Annotated in this window: 14 protein-coding genes; 7 read left to right on the plus strand and 7 right to left on the minus strand. The window is 69.1% G+C overall.

The features are described from left to right. Window positions 1–171 precede the first annotated feature (171 nt). Window positions 172–879, minus strand: a complete 708-nt coding sequence (locus GGR04_RS01805) for a glutathione S-transferase family protein (RefSeq protein ID WP_183197249.1) — start codon at window positions 877–879, stop codon at window positions 172–174. Window positions 880–1,034: 155 nt separating this feature from the next. Here GGR04_RS01805 and GGR04_RS01810 point away from each other — a divergent pair, with 155 nt between their 5' ends. The 3 genes from GGR04_RS01810 to GGR04_RS01820 all read left to right on the plus strand — a co-directional run bounded on the left by GGR04_RS01810 (window position 1,035) and on the right by GGR04_RS01820 (window position 3,786). Then, a complete protein-coding gene (locus GGR04_RS01810) occupies window positions 1,035–1,193 on the plus strand; it encodes a hypothetical protein (RefSeq protein WP_183197251.1) in 159 nt (52 codons plus the stop codon). Between the two features lie 113 nt (window positions 1,194–1,306). Continuing rightward, window positions 1,307–2,767, plus strand: a complete 1,461-nt coding sequence (locus GGR04_RS01815; RefSeq protein ID WP_246392737.1) for an AMP nucleosidase — start codon at window positions 1,307–1,309, stop codon at window positions 2,765–2,767. Between the two features lie 5 nt (window positions 2,768–2,772). Beyond that, window positions 2,773–3,786 (plus strand): endonuclease/exonuclease/phosphatase family protein, encoded by a 1,014-nt coding sequence (locus GGR04_RS01820; RefSeq protein ID WP_183197255.1) that lies wholly within the window; start codon window positions 2,773–2,775, stop codon window positions 3,784–3,786. Window positions 3,787–3,998: 212 nt separating this feature from the next. On the opposite strand, the gene GGR04_RS01825 is transcribed toward GGR04_RS01820, so the two are convergent. Beyond that, the gene (locus GGR04_RS01825) at window positions 3,999–5,657 is read right to left on the minus strand and encodes an electron transfer flavoprotein-ubiquinone oxidoreductase (protein WP_183197257.1); all 1,659 of its coding nucleotides are present in this window, start codon (window positions 5,655–5,657) and stop codon (window positions 3,999–4,001) included. A 226-nt stretch (window positions 5,658–5,883) separates the two neighbouring features. On the opposite strand from GGR04_RS01825, the gene GGR04_RS01830 reads away from it, so the two are divergent. Beyond that, window positions 5,884–6,789, plus strand: coding sequence for a uracil-DNA glycosylase (locus GGR04_RS01830; protein ID WP_183197259.1), 906 nt, complete (start codon window positions 5,884–5,886; stop codon window positions 6,787–6,789). A gap of 123 nt (window positions 6,790–6,912) precedes the next feature. Continuing rightward, window positions 6,913–8,178 carry an MFS transporter gene (locus tag GGR04_RS01835; protein WP_183197262.1) on the plus strand — a complete coding sequence of 422 codons (1,266 nt, stop codon included), beginning with the start codon at window positions 6,913–6,915 and terminating at the stop codon, window positions 8,176–8,178. A 64-nt stretch (window positions 8,179–8,242) separates the two neighbouring features. Here the strand turns inward: GGR04_RS01835 and GGR04_RS01840 are convergent, their stop codons facing one another. Then, the gene (locus GGR04_RS01840) at window positions 8,243–9,187 is read right to left on the minus strand and encodes a DMT family transporter (RefSeq protein ID WP_246392620.1); all 945 of its coding nucleotides are present in this window, start codon (window positions 9,185–9,187) and stop codon (window positions 8,243–8,245) included. Between the two features lie 237 nt (window positions 9,188–9,424). On the opposite strand from GGR04_RS01840, the gene pepN reads away from it, so the two are divergent. Further along, the gene (gene pepN, locus GGR04_RS01845) at window positions 9,425–12,067 is read left to right on the plus strand and encodes an aminopeptidase N (protein ID WP_183197263.1); all 2,643 of its coding nucleotides are present in this window, start codon (window positions 9,425–9,427) and stop codon (window positions 12,065–12,067) included. A gap of 207 nt (window positions 12,068–12,274) precedes the next feature. Then, the gene (locus tag GGR04_RS01850) at window positions 12,275–14,623 is read left to right on the plus strand and encodes a PAS domain-containing sensor histidine kinase (RefSeq protein ID WP_183197265.1); all 2,349 of its coding nucleotides are present in this window, start codon (window positions 12,275–12,277) and stop codon (window positions 14,621–14,623) included. 13 nt (window positions 14,624–14,636) lie between these two features. Here GGR04_RS01850 and GGR04_RS01855 read toward each other — a convergent pair whose 3' ends face one another. The 4 genes from GGR04_RS01855 to GGR04_RS01870 all read right to left on the minus strand — a co-directional run bounded on the left by GGR04_RS01855 (window position 14,637) and on the right by GGR04_RS01870 (window position 21,345). Beyond that, window positions 14,637–17,618: a bifunctional [glutamine synthetase] adenylyltransferase/[glutamine synthetase]-adenylyl-L-tyrosine phosphorylase gene (locus GGR04_RS01855; protein ID WP_183197267.1), complete on the minus strand. Its 2,982-nt coding sequence runs from the start codon at window positions 17,616–17,618 to the stop codon at window positions 14,637–14,639. Beyond that, window positions 17,593–19,023 (minus strand): sensor histidine kinase, encoded by a 1,431-nt coding sequence (locus tag GGR04_RS01860; protein WP_183197269.1) that lies wholly within the window; start codon window positions 19,021–19,023, stop codon window positions 17,593–17,595. The genes GGR04_RS01855 and GGR04_RS01860 overlap by 26 nt, the downstream gene beginning before the upstream one ends. 6 nt (window positions 19,024–19,029) lie before the next feature. Then, complete coding sequence (locus tag GGR04_RS01865) at window positions 19,030–19,743, minus strand: response regulator transcription factor (protein ID WP_183197272.1); 714 nt, start codon at window positions 19,741–19,743, stop codon at window positions 19,030–19,032. A gap of 78 nt (window positions 19,744–19,821) precedes the next feature. Further along, window positions 19,822–21,345, minus strand: a complete 1,524-nt coding sequence (locus tag GGR04_RS01870) for a Do family serine endopeptidase (protein WP_183197274.1) — start codon at window positions 21,343–21,345, stop codon at window positions 19,822–19,824. Window positions 21,346–21,387 lie beyond the last annotated feature (42 nt).

The raw sequence follows: 21,387 nt of genomic DNA on the forward strand, positions 1-21,387 counted from the left end.
TGATACGTGCGGCAGGGCTTCGGCCCTGCCGCACCCGCCTCCCCTCCATGCCTCCGTCATACCGGCTGCAGGCTTCGTCCACCGGTAGCCACCTTCGACGAAGAAAGCCGCGCGGCAGGCCGCGCGGCTTTCTTCCGTTTGTCGTTCATCACCCTTCGGCAAAGGGCGGCGTCAGCGCGCCTTCTGACCGAACAGGACGCTCTGCGCGGCCTTGTCGTTCGCCAGTTGCAGCTTCTCGCGCTCGGCCTTGCCGACCGCCAGCCCCCGCTCCACCGCGGGGCGCGCGTTCATCGTCTCGAACCAGCGCTTCAGATGCGGGAAGTCGTCGAGGGTCTGCCCCTGGTTGGCATGCGGCACGATCCAGCCGATCGCGGCCATGTCGGCGATCGAATAGTCGCCGGCGAGGAAGTCGCGCCCCTCCAGCCGGCGGTTCATCACGCCGTAGAGGCGGTTGACCTCGTTCGTGTAGCGCTCGATCCCGTAGGCGATCTTCTCGGGCGCATATTGCCGGAAATGATGGGCCTGGCCGGCCATCGGCCCGAGGCCGCCCACCTGCCAGAACAACCATTCCTCGACCGCCACACGCTCGCGCTCGGCCGCTGGATAGAAGCGTCCGAACTTGCGCCCGAGATATTGAAGGATCGCGCCGGACTCGAAGACCGAGATCGGCTCGCCGTCCGGCCCTTCGGGATCGACGATCGCCGGCATCCGGTTGTTCGGCGCGATCGCCAGAAAGTCCGGCTTGAACTGGTCGCCGGCACCGATGTTGACGAGCTTGACCTCGTAGGGAACGCCGAGTTCCTCGAGGAGAATGCTCACCTTCCAGCCGTTCGGCGTCGGCCAGTAGTGGAGTTCGATCGGTCGGGTCTGTTGCGGCATGGTGTCCCCTTCGCTTTCGGTCGAGGGACAGATAGGGCGCCGACCGCCGCGCCGCACCTGCGAACGATCTCCCTTGGTTGCCGTCTCAGCGCTTCAGCCCGGGTCCAGCTTCGCTGCGCAAGGTTCGGCGGTCACCTTCCCTTGAGGAATGCCGCATGGTTCTTCGACTGTCGATCATGACCGCCACGATGGCCGGCTTCGCGCTGGGCTTTGCCGCGCTCGTCCATTCCGAGACGCGCACGCCGACCCCTTGGGCCCCGAGCGCCGGGTGCTACGACCAGGGCGCGGTCTGCGCCCGCCCCGCGGGATACTGAGCCTCGCCGGCCGGCCGCAAATTTCGCGCCGTCGTCATTCCCGAGGGCTTTGCGCTTCTGTATTGAAGGCCATGAGCCAACTTCCCCATCGACCGACGCCGCCCCACCTCGTCATGCAGACGCCCGAACCCGGCCGCCTCTTCGAGGAGGCCGGCGCGGCTGTGGCGGAACTCGCGCGTCTCTACGACGGGTCCGTCGGGTTTCTGCGCGAGCGCTTCGACGCGGTGCTGGGCTCGGGCGACACCACGCATCGCTACCGCGCCTTCTATCCGGAGGTGTCGATCCAGACGATGGGCCATGCGCGGGTCGATTCCCGTCTCTCCTTCGGCTTCGTGCCCGGGCCCGGCCACTACGCCACCACCATCACGCGGCCCGACCTCTTCGGCTCCTATCTCCGAGAGCAGTTCGAGCAGCTCTTGCGCAATCACGGGCGGCCCATCCATGTCGGCCCGTCGAAGACGCCGATCCCGCTGCATTTCGCGCTGCCCGAGGGCAGCCATGTCGACGGCGCGCGCGCCGAGCGGCTGGACAAGCCGTTGCGCGACGTCTTCGACGTGCCCGATCTCGCGGCGACGGACGACCGCATCGTCAACGGCAATTTCGAGCCGCAGCCCGGCGAGGCGATGCCGCTGGCGCCCTTCACGGCGCAGCGCGTCGACTATTCGCTGCTGCGCCTGACGCACTACACGGCCACCAGCCCGCGCCATTTCCAGAACTTCGTTCTCTTCACCAACTACCAGTTCTACGTCGACGAGTTCTGCATCCTGGCGCGGCAGATGATGAGCGAGGGCGGACGGGGTTACGAGAGCTTCGTGGAGCCCGGCAACGTCGTGACGCGGAGCGGCGCGCAGGCGCCCGAGAGCGGCGTCGCCCCGCCGCGCCTGCCGCAGATGCCGGCCTACCATCTGACCAAGCCCGACGGCAGCGGCATCACGATGGTCAATATCGGCGTCGGCCCCTCCAACGCCAAGACGATCACCGACCACGTGGCGGTGCTGCGCCCGCACGCCTGGCTGATGCTCGGCCATTGCGCCGGCCTTCGCAACACGCAGGCGCTCGGTGACTACGTGCTCGCCCACGCCTATGTGCGCGAGGACCACGTGCTCGACGCCGACCTGCCGGTCTGGGTCCCGATTCCGCCGCTGGCCGAGGTGCAGGTGGCGCTGGAAAAGGCGGTGGCCGACGTCACCGGCCTCTCGGGCTACGATCTCAAGCGCATCATGCGCACCGGCACCGTGGCGACCATCGACAACCGCAACTGGGAGCTGCGCGACCAGAAGGAGCCGGTGGAGCGCCTGTCGAAGTCGCGCGCCATCGCGCTCGACATGGAATCGGCGACGATCGCGGCCAACGGCTACCGATTCCGCGTGCCCTACGGCACGCTGCTCTGCGTCTCCGACAAGCCGCTGCACGGCGAGCTGAAGCTGCCGGGCATGGCGACGGAGTTCTACAAGCGGCAGGTCGCTCAGCATTTGGAAATCGGCATGCGCACGATGGAGAGCCTCGCCGAGATGCCGCACGAGACGCTGCATTCGCGCAAGCTGCGCTCGTTCTTCGAGACGGCGTTCCAGTAGGGTCCATGTCCATGACTCCGCGCCGGGCACCCGGTCTCGTCACGCGCCTCTTCCAGCTGATGGTGGCGTGCACGATCCTCGCCGTCGTCCTTGGCGAGTTCGGCTTCGTCCAACATGCTCTCGACAGCCTCGCGCATTTTCGCGCGCATCTCGCCGCGGCACTTGTCGTGCTCGGCCTGCTGGCGTTCGCGCGCCGCTTCTGGGCGACCGGCCTCAGTGCGATTCTTGGGGCGGCGCTCGGTTTCGGCACGTCGCTGCCGGTGCTTCTCGGCGACCCCCGCGACGATGCCTTCGCCACGGCTGGCGCCTACACGCTGCTGCAGATGAACCTGCGCTACGACACCGCCGACAAGACGGAGGCGCTCAAGCGCATCGCCGACACGCGGCCCGACGTCGTGACCCTGCAGGAGGTGAACACCGAGTGGCAGGCGCTCTTCGCCAATCTCTCGGTGGCCTACCCCTACCAGGCCTATTGCGGCACCGAGAACCGCGACGGGGTGGCGATCCTCTCGCGCCGCCCCTTCTCGCCCGATCCGGCTACCGAGCGGTGCCGCAAGGTGGAGGGGCTGATCACTCGCAGCGTCGACTTCAACGGACAATTCGTCGGCGTCTCGTCGCTGCACCTGGAATGGCCCTGGCCGCGGCCGCAATGGGTTCAGATCGATCGGCTGCCGGGTGTTCTCGCAGGCCTTGCCCAGCCTTCGCTTCTCGCCGGCGACTTCAACGCCACGCCGTGGAGCGCAGCGGTGAAGGCCGTGGCGGCAGCGGGTGGTTGGCGCGTCGTTTCCGGCGTTGGCCCAAGCTGGATGGCGCTGCAGCTGCCCTTCCTGCCGGCGGCGAAGGTCGGGCTTCCCATCGACAACCTTCTGGTGTCGCCCGCGGTAGCGGTGGGCGAGGTGCGCACGCTCGAAGCCACCGCCTCGGATCACCTGCCGGTGCTGATGCGCTTCTCGCTGGTGCGCGAGTCGGACGCGCCGCCGGTGGCGGTGGTAGGCCGACCGGCTGTCCCCGCTTCCTGACCGCATTGCGATAGGTTCTCAGGGCGTCAGGCCTCGGGAGATGGGCAGCGCGGCACGGTGCGCCCGCCATGTCCGCACCGTCCCTTCTTGCCCCGCCTTCGCTTCCCCACCGTGTTTCCACGGGCAGCGATCTGCATCGCCTTCGGCACAGGTCCGAGTGCAATCTCAGCACCCGGCTCCACAACGGTTCGTAACGACGAGCGGCGCTCGCCTCACATCGTCTGATACACCGGCCCCTCGCCGCCCTGCGGCACCGTCCAGGTGATGTTGCCGTTGGGATCCTTGATGTCGCAGGTCTTGCAGTGGACGCAGTTCTGCGCGTTGATCTGGTAGCGCGGCGCGCTTGCGCCCTCCTCCACCCACTCGTAGACCGCGGCCGGGCAGTAGCGTTGCGAGAGGCCGGCGAAGACGTCGTGCTCGGAGGTCTTCTGCAGGCCCATGTCCTTCACGCGAAGATGCACCGGCTGGTCCTCCTCGTGGTTGGTATTGGACAGGAAGACCGAGGAGGTCTTGTCGAAGGTCAGGACGCCGTCGGGTTTCGGGTAGTCGATCCGCTTGTGGTTCGCCGCCGGCTCGGTCGATTCCGCGTCGGTCTTGCCGTGCGCCATCGTGCCGAAGAGCGAGCGGCCGAGAAGCTGGTGCGCCCACATGTCGATGCCGCCGAGCGCCACGCCGAGGCCGGTGCCGAAGCGCGACCAGAGCGGCTTGACGTTGCGAACCGCCTTCAGGTCGTCGCCGATCGGCGAGGCGCGCCAGCCGTCCTCGTAGGCGCTCAGGCGATCCTGCGCCCGGCCGGCCGCGATCGCCTCGGCCGCGGCCTCGGCCGCCATCATGCCGGAGGTAATCGCGTTGTGGACGCCCTTGATGCGCGGCACGTTGACGAAGCCGGCCGAGCAGCCGATGAGCGCGCCGCCGGGGAAGGCGAGGTTCGGCACCGACTGCCAGCCGCCCTCTGTGATGGCGCGCGCGCCGTAGGCGATGCGCTTGCCGCCCTTCAATAGTTCGGCGATGTCGGCATGGGTCTTGAAGCGCTGGAACTCCTCGAACGGCGACAGATACGGGTTCTTGTAGTTCAGGTGCGTGACGAAGCCGACGTAAACCTGATTGCCTTCCAAGTGGTAGAGGAACGAGCCGCCGCCGGTGGCGAGATCCAGCGGCCAGCCGAACGAGTGCTGGATGAGGCCGGGCTTGGCCTTGGCGGGATCGATCTGCCAGAGCTCCTTGATGCCGAGGCCGAACTTCTGCGGCTCGCGGCCCGTGGCGAGGCCGTAGCGCTGGACGAGTTGCTTGGCGAGCGAGCCGCGCACGCCCTCGCCGACGAAGACGTACTTGCCCATCAGCGCCATGCCGCGCTGGTAGTTGGGCCCCGGCTCGCCCGAGCGATCGATCCCCATGTCGCCGGTGGCGACGCCGATCACCGCGTCGTTCTCGTCGAACAGGAGCTCGCTCGCCGCAAAGCCCGGATAGATCTCGACGCCGAGCGCCTCGGCCTTCTCGGCCAGCCACTTCGCGACGAGGCCGAGCGAGACGACGAAATTGCCGTGATTGCCCATGAGCTTGGGCATCAAGGCGTTGGGCAGGCGCAGCGAGCCCTGCGGCCCGTAGAAATAGAAGCGGTCCTCGGTCACGGGCTGTCGGATCGGCGTCTCCTCGCCGCGCCATTCCGGCAGCAGGCGATCGAGCGAGGAGGGATCGAGCACGCAGCCCGAGAGAATGTGCGCGCCGACCTCGGCGCCCTTCTCGAGCACCACGACGGCGAGCCCGGGATCGAGCTGCTTCAGCCGGATGGCGGCGGCGAGACCGGCCGGGCCGGCACCGACGATCACCACGTCGAATTCCATCGACTCGCGCTCGGGCACCGTCTCGCTCATCGCTCTCGTCTCCATGCTGGCTCGCGAAGCCCCGCAAACCGGGGCCGTTTCATCCTTGTCGGAACGGTTCTAATCCGAATGCCCGCCCGGCGTCTTCGCCAAAGCGTCACGGAGAGCTTGTATCGCGACATTGACGTAAACGTTAGAGGCAGACGATCGTTCGGTTTCACCGCGACGGGTTCGGCAACCGGTTCTCGCCGACGACGCGATGCCGTAGAGTGAGGACATGAGGACCGACACCCCTTCCCCGCCAGCAAACGACCCCGCCGCCGCGCTCGCCTCGCTGCTGCGCTGGTACGAGACGGCCGGCGTCGAGCGGTTCGTGGGCGACACCGCGCGGGATCGGTTCGCGGAGACGGCGGCGGAGGCCGATCGCCGGCGTCCCGCGGGCGGGGCAGCGGCGGCGCGCGCTTCGGGCGAGGCAGGTGCGGCGGCCGCACCGTCGCCCGGCCGGCGCCCGTCATCGAGCGTCGAGCCGCCGTTGGCGCCGCCGCTGCCGTCCGTGCTGCCGCTCGTCTCCGACGACGTAATCGCGGCAGAGGCGCGCGAGCGCGCTTCGCGCGCCGCGTCGCTGACAGAGCTTCGCGCGATCCTCGCCGAGTTCACGGGCTGCGGGCTGCGGGCCACCGCGAAATCCCTTGTCTTCGGCAGCGGGCCGGACGAGGCCGCGCTGATGCTGGTGGGCGAGGCGCCGGGGCGCGAGGAGGATCTGGCGGGCGAGCCCTTCGTCGGTCGATCCGGCCGGTTGCTCGACCGCATGCTGGGCGCCATCGCCCTGCCGCGCGAGAGCGTGCGCGTCACCAACACCGTGCCCTGGCGCCCGCCCGGCAACCGGACGCCGACGCCGGCCGAGACGGAAATCTGCCTGCCCTTCACCTTGCGCCAGATCGAGCTGGTGAAGCCGCGGGTGCTGGTGTGCCTCGGATCACCCGCGACGAAGGCGATCCTGCGCTCCGACGAGGGCATCATGCGGCTTCGCGGCCGCTGGAGCGAGCTGACCCTGCCGAACGGCACGGTGGTGCCGACCATGGCGATGCTGCACCCCGCCTATCTACTGCGCCAGCCCGGCCAGAAACGGCTGGCCTGGCGCGATCTGCTGCTGGTGCAGGCCCGGCTCGCCACTGAGGGCTGAGTTTCTCGGCGCGCCGGGCCGCGATGTCGGAATGGCGACATGAACGGTCGGTAAGGCGCGCGCAGGCCGGATCGTTCATCGCTACGACGAACCGGCAGCCCGTGCGAAAGGCCGACCATCGCCATGCGTGCCGAGATCCTGCCCATCGTCGCCCTGCTGCTCTCGACCTTCTTCCTGATGGCGGGAGCGGGCATGCAGGGCATCCTCTTGCCGGTGCGCGCCTCGATCGAGGATTGGAGCTCCTACGAGATCGGCCTGATGGGCACGGCCTATGCGGTGGGCTTCACCATTTCCTGCGTGGTGATGCCGACGATCGTGCGCTCGGCCGGCCATGTGCGGGCCTTCTCCTCGCTCGCGGCCCTTCTGGCGATCTCGGTGCTGCTCAACGGACTCGCGGTGCATCCCCTCGCCTGGATCGCGATCCGCGGCCTTGCGGGCTTCGCCCTCGCGGGCGCCTACATGGTCATCGAGAGCTGGCTCAACGAACGCGTGACCAACGAGACGCGCGGGCGCGTCTTCTCGCTCTACATGGTGATCTCGATGGCGGCGATGATGGCGGGGCAGTTCGCCATGCCGCTGGCGCGCCCCGAGCTCGCGGCCTCCTTCATGGTCTGCGCCATCTTCTACGCGTTCGCGGTGATCCCCAACGCCCTGTCGCGGGCGGAGAGCCCCCGGCCGTTGACGCAGGTGCGGCTCGACCTGCCGGCGATCTACCGCAACTCGCCCGCCGCAGTGGTCGGCGTCTTCCTCGCCGGCGTCCTTTCGGGCGCATGGGGCAACATGGCGCCGGTGCTCGGGCAGAAGATCGGGCTTTCCACCACCGAGATCTCGACGCTGCTCGTCTGCACCATGGCAGGCGGCCTCGTCTTCCAGGTGCCGCTCGGGCGCATCTCCGACCGCATCGACCGGCGGGCGGTGATGATCCTCGCCGGCTTCATCGGCTTCGGCGCCGCGCTCGCCGCGCTCACCCTCTGGTCGACGAGCGTCCTCGGCCTCTTCGCCATCGCCTTCGTGATCGGTGGGGTGATCTATCCCGCCTATTCGCTCACCGTCGCCCATGCCAACGACTATGCCGACCCCGCCGACTTCGTGAAGATTTCCGGCGGCCTCCTCATCCTCTACGGGTTCGGCACGATGGGCGGGCCGATGCTGGCGGCGTGGCTGATGGAGACCTATGGCCCGGACGGGCTGTTCCTCGCCACCGGCGCGGCCCACGCCGCCTTCGGCACCTACGCGGGCTACCGGATGCTGCGACGCACGGCCAAGCCCGCGGCCAGTCGCGACGCCTTCCAGGCCGTGCCGCTGGCACGAGCCCAGACACCGGCATCGTTCGAGCTGGATCCGCGCTCGGACCCGGCGACGTCGGGACGCGCGGCGGCAGGGCGGTGAGGGCGGACAGGGAGCCGACGAGCCTCCCTCTCAAGCGCGCCGGGCCTCGCTGCCGCGTCGTCCATCAGCCCTGCGGCGTTCCCGCCTGCCTGGCGCGGCGGCGCTCCAGCCCGAGCCGGTGCTCGCGAAAGATGATGAACACCCCCGCCGCGATCACGATCGCCGCGCCGAGCAGCGTCGTCGCGCTGGCGCTCTCGCCGAAGAGCAGCGCGCCGACGACGATCGCGAGCAGCATCGAGGTGTATTCGAAGGGCGCGATGGTCGAGGTGTCGGCGTAGCGGTAGCAGGCGGTCAGCAGGAGCTGGCCGACGCCGCCGCAGAGGCCCGCCAGAACCAGCAGCACCATCTGCTGCGGCGTCGGCCACACCCAGCCGAACACGAGCGTGACGAGGGCGAGGAGGCTCGACGTCAGCGAGAAGTAGACGACGATGGTGGGCGTGCGCTCGGTGCGGACCAGCCGGCGGATCTGGATCATCGCCACGGCAGCCACCGCCGCCCCGCCGAGCGAGGCGAGCATGCCGATCGCGTATTCGGGGCGCAGCGTTTGCGTGCCCAGCGTGAAGTTGGGCACCGCGACGACCACGATGCCGCAGAGCCCGACCAGCACGGCCCCCCATCGATAGGCGCGCACCCTCTCCTTCAGGAAGATCGCCGCGAACACCACCGAGAGCAGCGGCGAGGCGTAGGAGATGGCGATCCATTCGGGATAGGGCAGCCGCGCCAGCGCGTAGAAGCCGAGACCCATCGAGGTGACGCCGATGGCGCCGCGCAGGAAGTGGCCGCCGAGATCGTCGGTCTTCAGCGCCGTCTTGAGGTCGCCGAGATAGAGAAGGTAGATCGCGACCGGCACGAGCGCGAAGAACGAGCGGAAGAACACCAGCTGCCCGGCCGGAAGCCCCTCGCCCACCGACTTCAGCGACGTCTGCATGCCGACGAAGACGACGACCGAGACGATCTTCAGGCCGATCCCCAACATCGGGTTGGGGGCGGACGCAGGAACGGAGGACATGGCGGCACTTCGCGGGACGGGACGGCGCGGGGGCGATGCGAGGGGCGGCCCGCTCCCCGTCCCCTTCCCGCCCGGTCATAGGGACTGCGATCCGGCGCGTCGAGCGCCAGGGGCGCGCCCGCCAACACGTTCGGTTCCCTTTGCAATGATCGCGTGATCCCGCGCGGCGCCGAGTTGGCAAGCTTCGGGTTCGACGCTATCGGGTTGGCACCCACAGGCGAGGCAAAGGGACGAGACATGCGCAACGACGATGGACAGGTGATCCGCCTCGAGGACTACCGGCCGACGGATTTCGCGGTCCATCACGTCGATCTCGTGTTCCGCCTGGGATCGGAGACCACCGAGATCGAGGCGCGGCTGACGCTGGAGCGCCGCGCCGGCACCGACCCCGCCGCGCCGCTCGTGCTCGACGGCGACGACCTGACGCTGACCGGGGTGTGGCTCGGCGACGAGGCGCTCGCGCCGCCGCGCTTCGATGCGACGCCCGACCGGCTGACGCTGCGCGAGCTTCCCGCCGCCGGCCGCTTTCAGGTGACGATCGCGACGCGCCTCGATCCGGCGGGCAATACGCAACTGATGGGGCTCTATCGCTCCGGCGGGGTCTGGTGCACGCAATGCGAGGCAGAGGGCTTTCGCCGCATCACCTATTTCCTCGACCGGCCGGACGTGCTGGCGACCTACCGGGTGCGGGTCGAGGCGGACCGGGCGGCGGCCCCGGTGCTCCTGTCGAACGGCAATCCGCAGGACGCTGGCGATCTCGGCGGGGGACGGCACTTCGCGGTATGGGACGATCCGCACCCCAAGCCCTCCTACCTCTTCGCGCTCGTGGCCGGCGATCTCGACGTTCTCACCGACCGCTTCGTCACCGCCTCGGGCCGCGACGTGGCGCTGGCGATCTACACCGAGACGGGCTTGTCGGCGCGCGCCGCCTACGCCATGGACGCGTTGAAGCGCTCGATGCGCTGGGACGAGGCGCGCTTCGGCCGGGAATACGATCTCGACATCTTCAACATCGTCGCGATCTCGGACTTCAACATGGGGGCGATGGAGAACAAGGGGCTCAACGTCTTCAACCACAAATACGTGCTGCTCGACCCCGACACGGCGACGGACGGCGACTATGCCGGCGTCGAGACGGTGATCGCGCACGAGTATTTCCACAACTGGACGGGCAACCGCATCACCTGCCGCGACTGGTTCCAGCTCTGCCTGAAGGAGGGCCTCACGGTCTATCGCGACCAGGAGTTCTCGGCCGACGAGCGCTCGGCGGCGGTCAAGCGCATCGCTTCGGTGCACGGTCTGAAGGCTCAGCAGTTTCCCGAGGACCAGGGGCCGCTGCAGCATCCCGTGCGCCCGACGCGCTACCGCGAGATCAACAACTTCTACACGGCCACCGTCTACGAGAAGGGCGCCGAGCTCGTGCGCATGATCGCGACGATCCTCGGGGCCGAGCGTTTCCGCGCGGGAATGGACCTCTATTTCGCGCGCCACGACGGCGACGCGGCGACGATGGAGGACTTCCTCGCCTGCTTCGAGGAGGCGGGCGGGATCGACCTCTCGCAGTTCGCGCTCTGGTATCATCAGGCGGGGACGCCGACGCTGACGGTGCGCGAGCGGTTCGAGGACGGCCGCCTGACGCTCGGGCTGGAGCAGGATCTGCAGCGGGGTGCGGCCGGCACCGGCACGCAGCCGATGCACATTCCCGTGCGCTTCGGCCTCGTGAGTGAGGGCGGCGCGGACCTCGTCGCCGAACCGGCCGCCGGGGGCGCCGAGATCGACGGCGACGTCATCCATCTGACGACGCCCTCGGCCGAGATCGTCTTCGAGGGTCTGGCGGAGCGGCCGCTCGTGTCGGTGCTGCGGGGGTTCTCGGCGCCGGTGACGCTGCGCTTCGAGCAGCGGCAGGAGGATCGCCTGCGCCTCGCGCGGCTCGACCCCGACGCCTTCAGTCGCTGGCGCGCGCTGACCGATCTCGTGGGCGAGCATCTGCGGAACGCCTCGATCGCGCGAGCGGCCGGCGAGAGCGCCGCCTTCGACGCGCGCATCGTCGACGCGATCATCGCCTCGGCCGAGGACGAGCGCCTCGAGCCGGCGCTGCGGGCGCAGATGATCGCGATGCCCGGCGAAGCGGAGATCGCGCGGCTCGTCGGCCAGAACGTCGATCCCGAAGCCGTGCACGAGGCGCGTGAGGCGGCCCTGACGACTCTGGCCCGGCGGGGCGAAGCGACGTTCGCGCGAGTGCACGAGGCGCCTGCGGCGACGGGTCCGTTCAGCCCGGACGCCGCCGCGGTCGGCCGGCGCGCCCTGCGCAACGCGCTTCTCCTGCCGCTGTCGATCGCCTCCGGCTCGCCGGACCTCGCCCACGCGGCGTTCGCGGCGTCCGACAACATGACCGACCGGCTGGCGGCGCTCACCCTCCTCGCCCATCGATTCGCGACCGAGGCGCGCACCCGCTCGGCGCTCGACGCCTTCTTCGAGCGCTATGAGCGCGACGCGCTCGTCATCGACAAATGGTTCACCCTCCAGGCGACCGCGCCGGTGCCGGAAGCGGTGGAGGCCGCCGAGCGGCTGATCGGGCATCCGCTGTTCCAGCTTGCCAACCCCAACCGCGCCCGCGCGGTGATCGGCGGCCTCGCCACCGGCAACCAGCGCGCCTTCAACCGGGCGGATGGCGCCGGATACCGCTGGGTCGCCGACCAGCTCGTCGCGCTCGACCGGCTGAACCCGCAGACCGCGGCGCGCCTCGCCACGGCGTTCCGCTCGTGGCGCTCCTTCGAGCCGCGGCGGCAGTCTCTGGCGATGGAGGCGCTCCGGAGCCTGGCGGCGCGACCGGACCTGTCGCGCGATCTCGCCGACATCGTCGAGCGGACCCTCGCTTGATCGCGGCGTTCACGTTTCATTAACGACGCGAGAGGAAAACCGGGGAGAAGTCCTGTGGATCGGGGGCAACAGCAAGATCTGAGGATTGCCCTGCGCTGACGATGCCGACTCGCGGTTCTGGACAAGCGAGTCCCCCTCTGATTCATTGACCCTCGTGGTTCGAGCTGGCGGAGTTCGGATCCACGGGCGGTCGAGGGGTCGGTGAATATGGGTTTGAACGCGACAGGCGTTCCGACGAGGGCGTTCGCGTCTCTCGTTTCAGGAACCGGCAAGACGCTTCAAGCCGCCCTCGGGCGATCGCCTGGTCCGATCGGCGAACAGATCGCACGCTTCGAACCCGGCATCCGCGCCACCATCCCGTATCTCGTGATCGGATTCCTGTTTCTCCTGGCCTTCACGCGCGTTCTCGCGCTCGTCGAGGAGCGCCAGGACATCGAGGCGCGTGCCACGAACGAGCTTCGCATCGCCGCCAGCCTGGTGCGGGCGGAAGACGCCGCGATGGGGCCCGAGGTCGCGGACATGGCGACGCGCGCCAACATCCTTCTCACCAGCGCCCTGCCGCTCTTCCTTCGAGACGAAGGGCTGGCAGCCTTCATTTCGGACGACGACGGCCGCATCGTCGAGACGACGCCAGGCTTCGAGGCGCTGCTCGGGCGCGAGCTCGACGGGATGCTGGACGGCAGCCAGCCGCTCGTCGTCTTCGGCGAGCGCGCGGGGGTGATGACGGTCAGTCTCAACCAGCACAGCGCGCTGGCCTCGGCGGCCCTTCTCAGCGGCCCGCTCGGCAGCGTCGTGCTGGCGCGCGACGAGACCGCGCTCTACGCCGAATGGCGTCGCTCCGTATCGCTGAACGTCACCCTGTTCAGCGTGACCGCCCTCGTGCTCCTCACCATTCTTCTCGGTTACTTCCGGCAGGCGACGCGCGCCTCGACCGCCGACGAGATGCTGGTCGAGCAGCACCGGCGCGTCGACACGGCGCTGTCGCGCGGGCGCTGCGGCCTGTGGGACTGGGATCTGGCGCGCGGGCGCATGTACTGGTCGCGCTCGATGTACGAGATCCTCGGCATGGCGCCGCGCGACGGCATCCTGCCCTTCGCCGAAGTCGCCGCGCTCCTGCACCCCGACGACGGGTCCTTCTTCGAGTTCGCCCGGCAGATCGCGTCCGGCAATGTCGGCCATTTCGAGCGCTCGTTCCGCATGCGCCGGGTCGACGGGCAGTTCCTCTGGCTGCGAGCCCGCGCCGAGGTGGTGCGCAACCGCGACAACGAGATCCACCTCATCGGCGTCGCCGTGGACGTGAGCGAGAACCAGATCCTCGCCCGCATGACCGACGAGGCGAACACCCGCCTGCAGAGCGCCATCGAGAACATTTCCGAAAGCTTCGTGCTCTGGGATGCCGACGACCGGCTCGTGCTCTGCAACTCCAAATATCAGGAGGTGTTCGGCCTCACCGATGCGGACGTGGAGCCGGGAACCTCCTTCGACATGGTGCGCGCGCGCGCCCGCAAGCCGATCGAGGAGCGCAAGCTGACGAGCCCGAGCTTCGTGCTCGGCGAGCGCGCCGCCGAGGCGCGGCTCGCGGACGGCCGCTGGCTGCAGGTGTCGGAGCGACGCATGGGCGACGGCAGCCACGTCTCGATCGGAACGGACGTGACGCAGCTCAAGGTGCACCAGGAGCGGCTGAGCGACAGCGAACGCCGGCTGATGGCGACGATCAACGACTTGTCGGCCTCGCGGCGCGACGCCGAAGCGAAGGCCCGCCAGCTGGCCGAGCTCAACCGCAACTATCTGATCGAGAAGGACCGCGCCGAGGGCGCCAACCAGGCCAAGACCACCTTCCTCGCCAACATGAGCCACGAGCTGCGCACGCCGCTCAACGCCATCATCGGCTTTTCCGAGATCATGCACGAGGAGAGCTTCGGGCCGATCGGCAACGCCAAATACACCGAGTACGCCTCCGACATCCACCAGAGCGGCCATTACCTGCTGAAGCTCATCAACGACATTCTCGACATGTCGAAGATCGAGGCCGGCCGCATGGCCATCGCCAGCGAATGCGTCGATCTGCCGGCGATCCTCGGCGAGGCGATGAAGATCGTCGAGGTGCAGGCGCAGGCCAAGAACCTGCATCTCTCCATCGAGACGCCGGGCATCCTGCCGCTTCTCGGCGATCGCCGCGCGACGAAGCAGATCCTTCTCAACCTCATCGCCAACGCCGTGAAGTTCACCGACGACCACGGCACCGTGCGCATCCGCGCCCGCCGCCAGGGCGAGACGGCGGTGATCACCATCGTCGACGACGGCATCGGCATTCCCCGCAAGGCGCTGAAGAGCCTTGGGCGGCCGTTCGAGCAGGTCGAGAACGAGCTGACGCGAACCCACAAGGGCACCGGCCTCGGCCTTGCCATCGCCCGCTCCCTGATCGAGCTGCAGGGCGGCACGATGCGCATCGCCTCCTCGCCGGGGCGCGGCACCGCGATCTCGTTCCGCCTGCCGGCCTTTGCGCGGGAACTCGCCATCGAGGCGACCCCGATGCCTCTCTCCCGCGCCGCCTGACGCGGCCGCCGGTTCAGTCCGGCATACGTTCGCCCGCACCTTGAAACGGCACCAGTTCGGCAAAGGCGGCTCGCACGCGCTCCCCGGTCTCGCGCAGGTGCGGCTCGATCGCCTCGGGCACCGCGAGATCGAGCGCCCGCGCGATGCGCTCGGCGAGGCCCTGCGGGAGCGAGCCGACGCCATAGGCCTTTTCCGGCCCCAGCCGCAGCAACTGCATCACCCGCGTCGTGTCGCGCTCGGCGCTCGCCAGCCCCTCGACGAAGGGTCGGTCGCGGTGGGCCGCGACGACGTCCGCCAGACCGTGCGAGGTCGGCTCGCCAATGCGGTCCAGCGGCACGAGACCGGCGATCAGGCCCCACTGTGCCAGGAACTCGATGTCGGTGGCGCCGCCGGGCGAGCGCTTGAGGTCGAGGGGCCCGCGGGACGGCTTCTGCCCGTCGAGCCGGGCCCGCATGTCCGCGACGTCGAAGCCGAGCAGGGGATCGCCGACATGCGCCGAGATGGCGTCGCGCACGGCCAGCGCGATCTCGGCCCGAAGGCCTTCGTCGCCCGCCACTGCGCGCGAGCGCGTCAACGCCATGCGCTCCCAGGTCCAGGCTTCCGCCTGGTACTTGCGGAAGGCGTCGATATGGGTGGCGAGCGGACCCTTGTTGCCGGAGGGGCGCAGGCGGAAGTCCACGGCGTAGAGCACGCCCTCGGCCATCGGCGCGCTCAACGCGGCGATCAGGCGCTGCGTCAGGCGCATGTAGTAGGTCGAGACCGGCAGCGGCCGCTCGCCGTCCGAGGCCTCGGCGTCGGCATCGTGGTCGTAGAGCAGCATCAGGTCGATGTCGGAGGTCGCCGTCAGCTCGTGCGAGCCGAGCCGCCCGAGGCCGAGCACCGCGAGCCGCCCCCCGGCGACATGGCCATGCGCGCGCCGGAACTCGGCCTCGACGCTGGCGAGCACCGACCGCAGAACGGTCTCGGCCAGCTCGGAATAGGCCGGACCGGCCGCCTCCCCCTCGATGGCGCCGGACAGGAGACGCACGCCGATGAGGAAGCGCTGCTCCGAGGCGAAGATGCGCAGCCGCGCGAGCCGCTCTTCGAGATGCCGGGCGTCGGCGAGGAACGCTTCGAGACGCGTTTCCAGCACCTCGCGCGTCGGCATCTCGCGGTAGAAGGCGGGATCGAGCAGCGCGTCGAAGACGTGCGGGCGCCGCGCGATCGTCTCGGCGAGATTGGGCGCGGCGGTGATGATCAACGCCAGAAGATCGAGCAGGCGAGGATTGGAGGCGATGAGCGAGAAGAACTGAAGGCCGGAGGGCAGCCCGTCAAGGAACCGGTCGAAGGCCGCCACCGCCTCGTCTGGCGCTGGGCCCTTGGCGAAGGCCTGGAGCAGCGAGGGGAGGACGCGCGCCAGATGCTCGCGCGCCGCTTCCGCCCGCGTGGCGCGGTAGCGCCCGGCGCCCCAGCGATGGACAATGCGCCCGATGTCGGACGGGCGGGTGAAGCCGAGCGTTCCAAGCCAGTGCAGCGCCGCCGGATCGGCCTCGTCGGCGATCAGGGCGGCCGTTTCGGCGCTGACGGTCGCCTCGCGCGCGCCTTCGGCGAACAACGCCGAGAACCGGGCCTCGACCCGGCGCAACCGATCGAGCAGCGCGTCCTCGAAGGCCGGCAGCGTCTCGAAATTGCAGAGGCGCGCCACGCGCAGGAGATCGTCGCCCCCGCCCGGCAGCGTGTGGGTCTGCTCGTCCGCCATCATCTGCACGGCGTGCTCGACTCGGCGCAGGAACCAGTAGGCTTCGGTCATCTCGTCGGCGACCGCGGCGTCGATCCAGCCATCCGCCGCCAGCCGCCGCAGCGCCTCGTCGGTGCGGCGGACGCGAAGACCGGGCGTGCGGCCGCCGGCGATGAGCTGCTGGGCCTGCGCGAAGAACTCGATCTCGCGGATGCCGCCGCGTCCGAGCTTCACGTTGTGGCCGGCGACGGCGATGCCCTCGAACCCGCGATGGCGATCGATGCGGGTCTTCATGGCGCGGATGTCGCCGATCGCGACGAAATCGAGGTAGCGGCGCCAGACGAAGGGCGCGATCTCGCGCGCGAAGGACACCGCCGCCGCCGGATCGCCCGCGACCGCCCGTGCCTTGATCATGGCGGCGCGCTCCCAGTCACGCCCCGCGCTCTCGTAATAGACGAGCGCCGTCGGCACGGGGATCGCCAGCGGCATGGCGGAAGGATCCGGGCGAAGGCGCAGGTCGGTGCGGAAGACGTAGCCGTCCTTGGTGCGCTCGCCGATCATCTTCACGAGCCGGCGCGCCAGCCGGGAATAGAGATCGACGCTTTCCGCGGGGTCGAGAATCGCCTCGGCGTCGGGATCGAACAGGATGACGAGGTCGATGTCGCTGGAATAGTTGAGCTCCTCGCCGCCGAGCTTGCCCATGCCGAGAACGAACAACCCGCTTCCGCGCTCGGGATCGGCGAGATCGGGCAGCGCGAGCTTGCCGCGGCGGTAGAGATCGGCGAGGCAGAAACGGACGGCCCGGCGCACGCAGGCCTCGGCGAGCGCAGAGAGATCGCGCGTCGTGCGGGCGGCATCCGCGGCCCCGAAGAGATCTCGCAGGGCGATGAGGAACGACGCCTCCACCTTGGCGTGTCGCAACTCGGCCGAGAGATCGGCTTCCGTCGCCGCCGCCGGGACGGCGGCGCCGAGCTCCACCACGATCGCCGTGATCCGCTCGCCCGCGTCCTCCTCGCGCAGGCGATCCAGCCATTCGGGATGGCGCTCGGCCACGGACGCGAGATGAGGGCTCAGCGACAGCACCGCGCCGAGCCGTGCGGTCTCGGGGTTGTCCGCACGCAGCAGGGAGGAGAGCGACGCCAGACCCGCTTCGTCGGCACGCCGGGCGAGATCGGCGAGCCGTTCGAGCGCCGCCGAAGGCGAGAGCGGCCAGATCGGCCGATCGCCGCCGACGAGAAGTTCCCCGCCCCGTTCAGATGCGCTCGTCGACGGACTCATGGGCGGTCACCGGAAACTCGAGTTCGACCTTGAGCCCCGGTTCGGCATCGGCGAGACTCAGCGAGCCCTCATGAATACCTGCGATCGCCTGCACGAGCGAGAGGCCGAGCCCCGATCCCGGCTTGGAGCGGCTCTGGTCGAGGCGGTAGAAGCGCTCGAGCACCCGATGGCGGCGATCGGCGGGAATGCCCGGTCCGTTGTCGCGGACCGACAACACCGCATTGTCGCCGCGCCGTGCCAGGGCGACGCTGACGACGAGCCCGCGATCCGGCGTCTCGCCGTATTTCAGGGCGTTGTCGATGAGGTTGGAAAGCGCCTGCGCGATCAGCTCGCGGCTGACGGAGGCGACGATGGGCTCGGCCTGCGAGAGCACCAGGACGGCGCCGGCATCCTCGGCCAGCGGTTCGTAGAGTTCGACGACGCCGCCCACGATCTCGGAAAGGTCGACCTCGGTCTTGAGAGCGGGATGCGACCCCGCTTCGACACGGCTGATCATCAGCAGCGCGTCGAAGGTGCGGATCATCCCGTCCGCCTCGGCCAGGATGCTTTCGAGCGCCGGCCGGGCATCGCGGCCCGCGCCGCTCTCGGTGAGCGAGGCCTCGATCCGGTTGCGCAGCCGGGTCAGCGGGGTCTTCAGGTCGTGGGCGATGTTGTCGGACACCTGCCGCAGGCCTTCCTGCAGAAGCGAGATGCGGGCGAGCAGCAGGTTGAGGTTCTCCGACAGGCGATCGAACTCGTCGCCGGTGCCCGACACCGGCAGCCGCTCGCCGAGGTCGCCGCCCATGATGCGGGCGGTGGAGGCCGACATGCGGTCGAGGCGATGCAGGGCCGTGCGCCCGACGAGGAACCAGGCGACGAGCGCGCCCACCATCATCAGCCCGAGCGCCAGGATCAGCGCGTTGCGAACCACGAGGCGGATGCGGTCCTGATCGGTCTGGTCGCGCCCGACGAGGATGCGCATGCCGTTGGGCAGTCGCACCACCTGGGCCACCGCCAGATGATAGCGGTTGGCCTCGTTCTCGGTGAAGCGGGCGTAGCGGAAGGGTCGCACGGTGAAGCCGGGATCGTCGAGAATGCCGGCCTCGATGCTCTCGACATTGCCTGCGAGAATGCGCCCGGTGACATCGGTGACGAGGTAGAGCGAGGCGCCGGGCTGGCGGGTGCGCCGGTCGATCGAACGCACCAGTCCGGCGATGCCGGTTCCCCCGTAGATCCGCCCGAGTTCCGAGATCTCCTCGGAAATGGTCTCGCGGTTCTGCGTCTGGAGGATCGAGGAGGCGGTGCCCGTGACGTAGACGAGGAGAATCGCGGCGAAGACCGCGAACAGCGCCAGATAGACCGCCGAAAGGCGAACGGCGGTGACGCGCGTGAGATCGCGCAGGCGCGGAAGACCCTTGGCACGCAAGCGCGGTCAGTCGCCCGCGCGCATGATGTAGCCGGAGCCGCGCACGGTGTGGAGCAGCGGCTCGCCCATCTCGCGCTCGATCTTCGAGCGCAGGCGCGAGATGTGGACGTCGATCACGTTGGTCTGCGGGTCGAAATGATAGTCCCAGACGTTTTCGAGCAGCATCGTGCGGGTGACCACCTGGCCTGCGTGCTTCATCAGGTATTCGAGCAGCCGGAACTCGCGTGGCTGCAGCACCACGACCTTTCCGGCGCGCCGGACCTCGTGGGACAAGCGATCGAGCTCGAGGTCGCCGACGCGGTAGACGGTCTCGATCTCCTTGCCGCCACGGCGCCGGCCGAGGATCTCGATGCGGGCGAGGAGTTCGGAAAAGGCGTAGGGCTTGGGAAGGTAGTCGTCGCCGCCGGCGCGCAGGCCCGTGACGCGATCGTCGACCTGGCCGAGCGCCGAGAGAATGAGCGCGGGGGTCGTGTTGCCCTTTTCGCGCAGTGCCGAGATCACCGACAGGCCGTCGCGCTGGGGCAGCATGCGATCGACCACGAGCACGTCGTAGTCGCGCGTATCGGCCATGTGGAAGCCGCTCTCGCCATCGACCGCGTGGTCGGGCACATGGCCGGACTCGCGGAGCGCCTTGAGCAGGTAGGAGGCCGCTTCGCGGTCGTCTTCGATGATGAGAATGCGCATGGGATCGGATGTAGGGGAAAGAGCGGCCATCGTCATCGTCGGATCCCGTCGCGATCGGTTGAAGGAAAGGACGGGCGAGTTCGATGAACTCGCCCGTGCGCCGGATCGAAGCGATCAGCTGCCCGAGATCGGCAGCGCCACGAAGCGGTTCTGGTCGCCGTTGCGAAGCTGAAACAGCGCGGCCTTGCGGCCGGACGTCTGCGCCCCCTTCATGGCGGTCTCCACGTCGCGCTGCGACTTCACCGCCTGGCCGTTGACGGCGACGATCGTGTCGCCCGCCGAGACGCCGCGCGTCGCGGCCTCCGAGTCGGGATCGACCTCCGTCACCACCACGCCGTTGCCGTCGTCCGAAGGCGTCAGGGTCAGGCCGTAGCCGCTGAGCGCCGAGGGGTTGACCGGCACCTGCGAGCCGCCGCCCGAGCTGTTGGACGCCTCGTCGAGAGACGAGAGGTTCCCGAGTTTCACCTGCACCTGCTTGGCGGCATTGTTGCGCCAGAGCGTCACGTCGATCGTCGTGTCCGGGCGGTACTCGGCGACCTTGCGCGCGAGCTCGCGCGGGGTGCCGATCGTCTCGCCGTTCACCGCCGTGATGACGTCGCCGGTCTGGATGCCCGCCTTCGTCGCCGGCGTGTCGGTGTCGGGCAGGGTGACGATCGCGCCCTTCTCGTTGGCGAGGCCCAGCGCTTCCGCGATGTCCTTGGTGACCGGTGCGATCTGCACGCCGAGCCAGCCGCGCTGCACGTTGCCGTTGTCGCGCAGCGACTGGATCACGGTCTTGGCGGTGGAGGCGGGAATGGCGAAGGCGATGCCGACGCTGCCGCCCGAGGGCGAGTAGATCGCGGTATTGATGCCGACGACCTGTCCCTGGAGATTGAAGGCAGGGCCACCGGAATTGCCTCGGTTCACCGCCGCGTCGATCTGGAGGAAGTCGTCGTAGGGGCCGGCGCCGATGTCGCGGCCACGCGCGGAGACGATGCCGGAGGTCACCGATCCACCGAGGCCGAACGGATTACCGACCGCCACGACCCAGTCGCCGATCCGCACCTTGGAGTCGTCCGCGAAGTCGACATAGGTGAACTTCACGTTGGCCGCGTCGACCTTCAGGAGGGCCAGATCGGTCCTCGAGTCCGCGCCGATCAGCTTGGCCTCGTACTCGGTGCCGTCGTCCATGACGATCGTGTAGGTCGTTCCACCTTCGACGACATGGTTGTTGGTGACGAGATATCCGTCTTCGGAGATGAAGAAGCCAGAGCCCTGCGCCATGCCCTCACGGGGGCGGCGGCGCTGCTCGGGCCGCTGGCCGGGCATCGTCGGACCGTTGGGATTGCCGAACTCGAAGAAGCGGCGGAGCGGATGACCTTCCGGCAGGTTCTCGAAGGGCGAGGCCTCGTTGGTGGCATCGTTGGCGGTCTGGCGCACCGATTCCTTGACGCGCACCGACACCACCGCCGGCGACACCTTCTCCACCACGTCGGCGAAACCGGGAACCTGCGGCGGCTGTTCGATGCGGACCGGCTCGGCGAAGGACGGCACGATGTTCATCAGCACGCCGCCCGAGAAGGCGAGCCCGGCGACGCCCGCGGCCAGGACCGCGCCCGACAGGCGACGCTTCGTCTTGTTGTGGATGTCGATGCTCATGGGAGACCTCGTTCGCTTCGATTTCGCCGGCGGCGCCCCGAG

It is taken from the genome of Aureimonas pseudogalii, from assembly GCF_014196835.1.
In the GTDB taxonomy this organism is placed as follows: domain Bacteria; phylum Pseudomonadota; class Alphaproteobacteria; order Rhizobiales; family Rhizobiaceae; genus Aureimonas; species Aureimonas pseudogalii.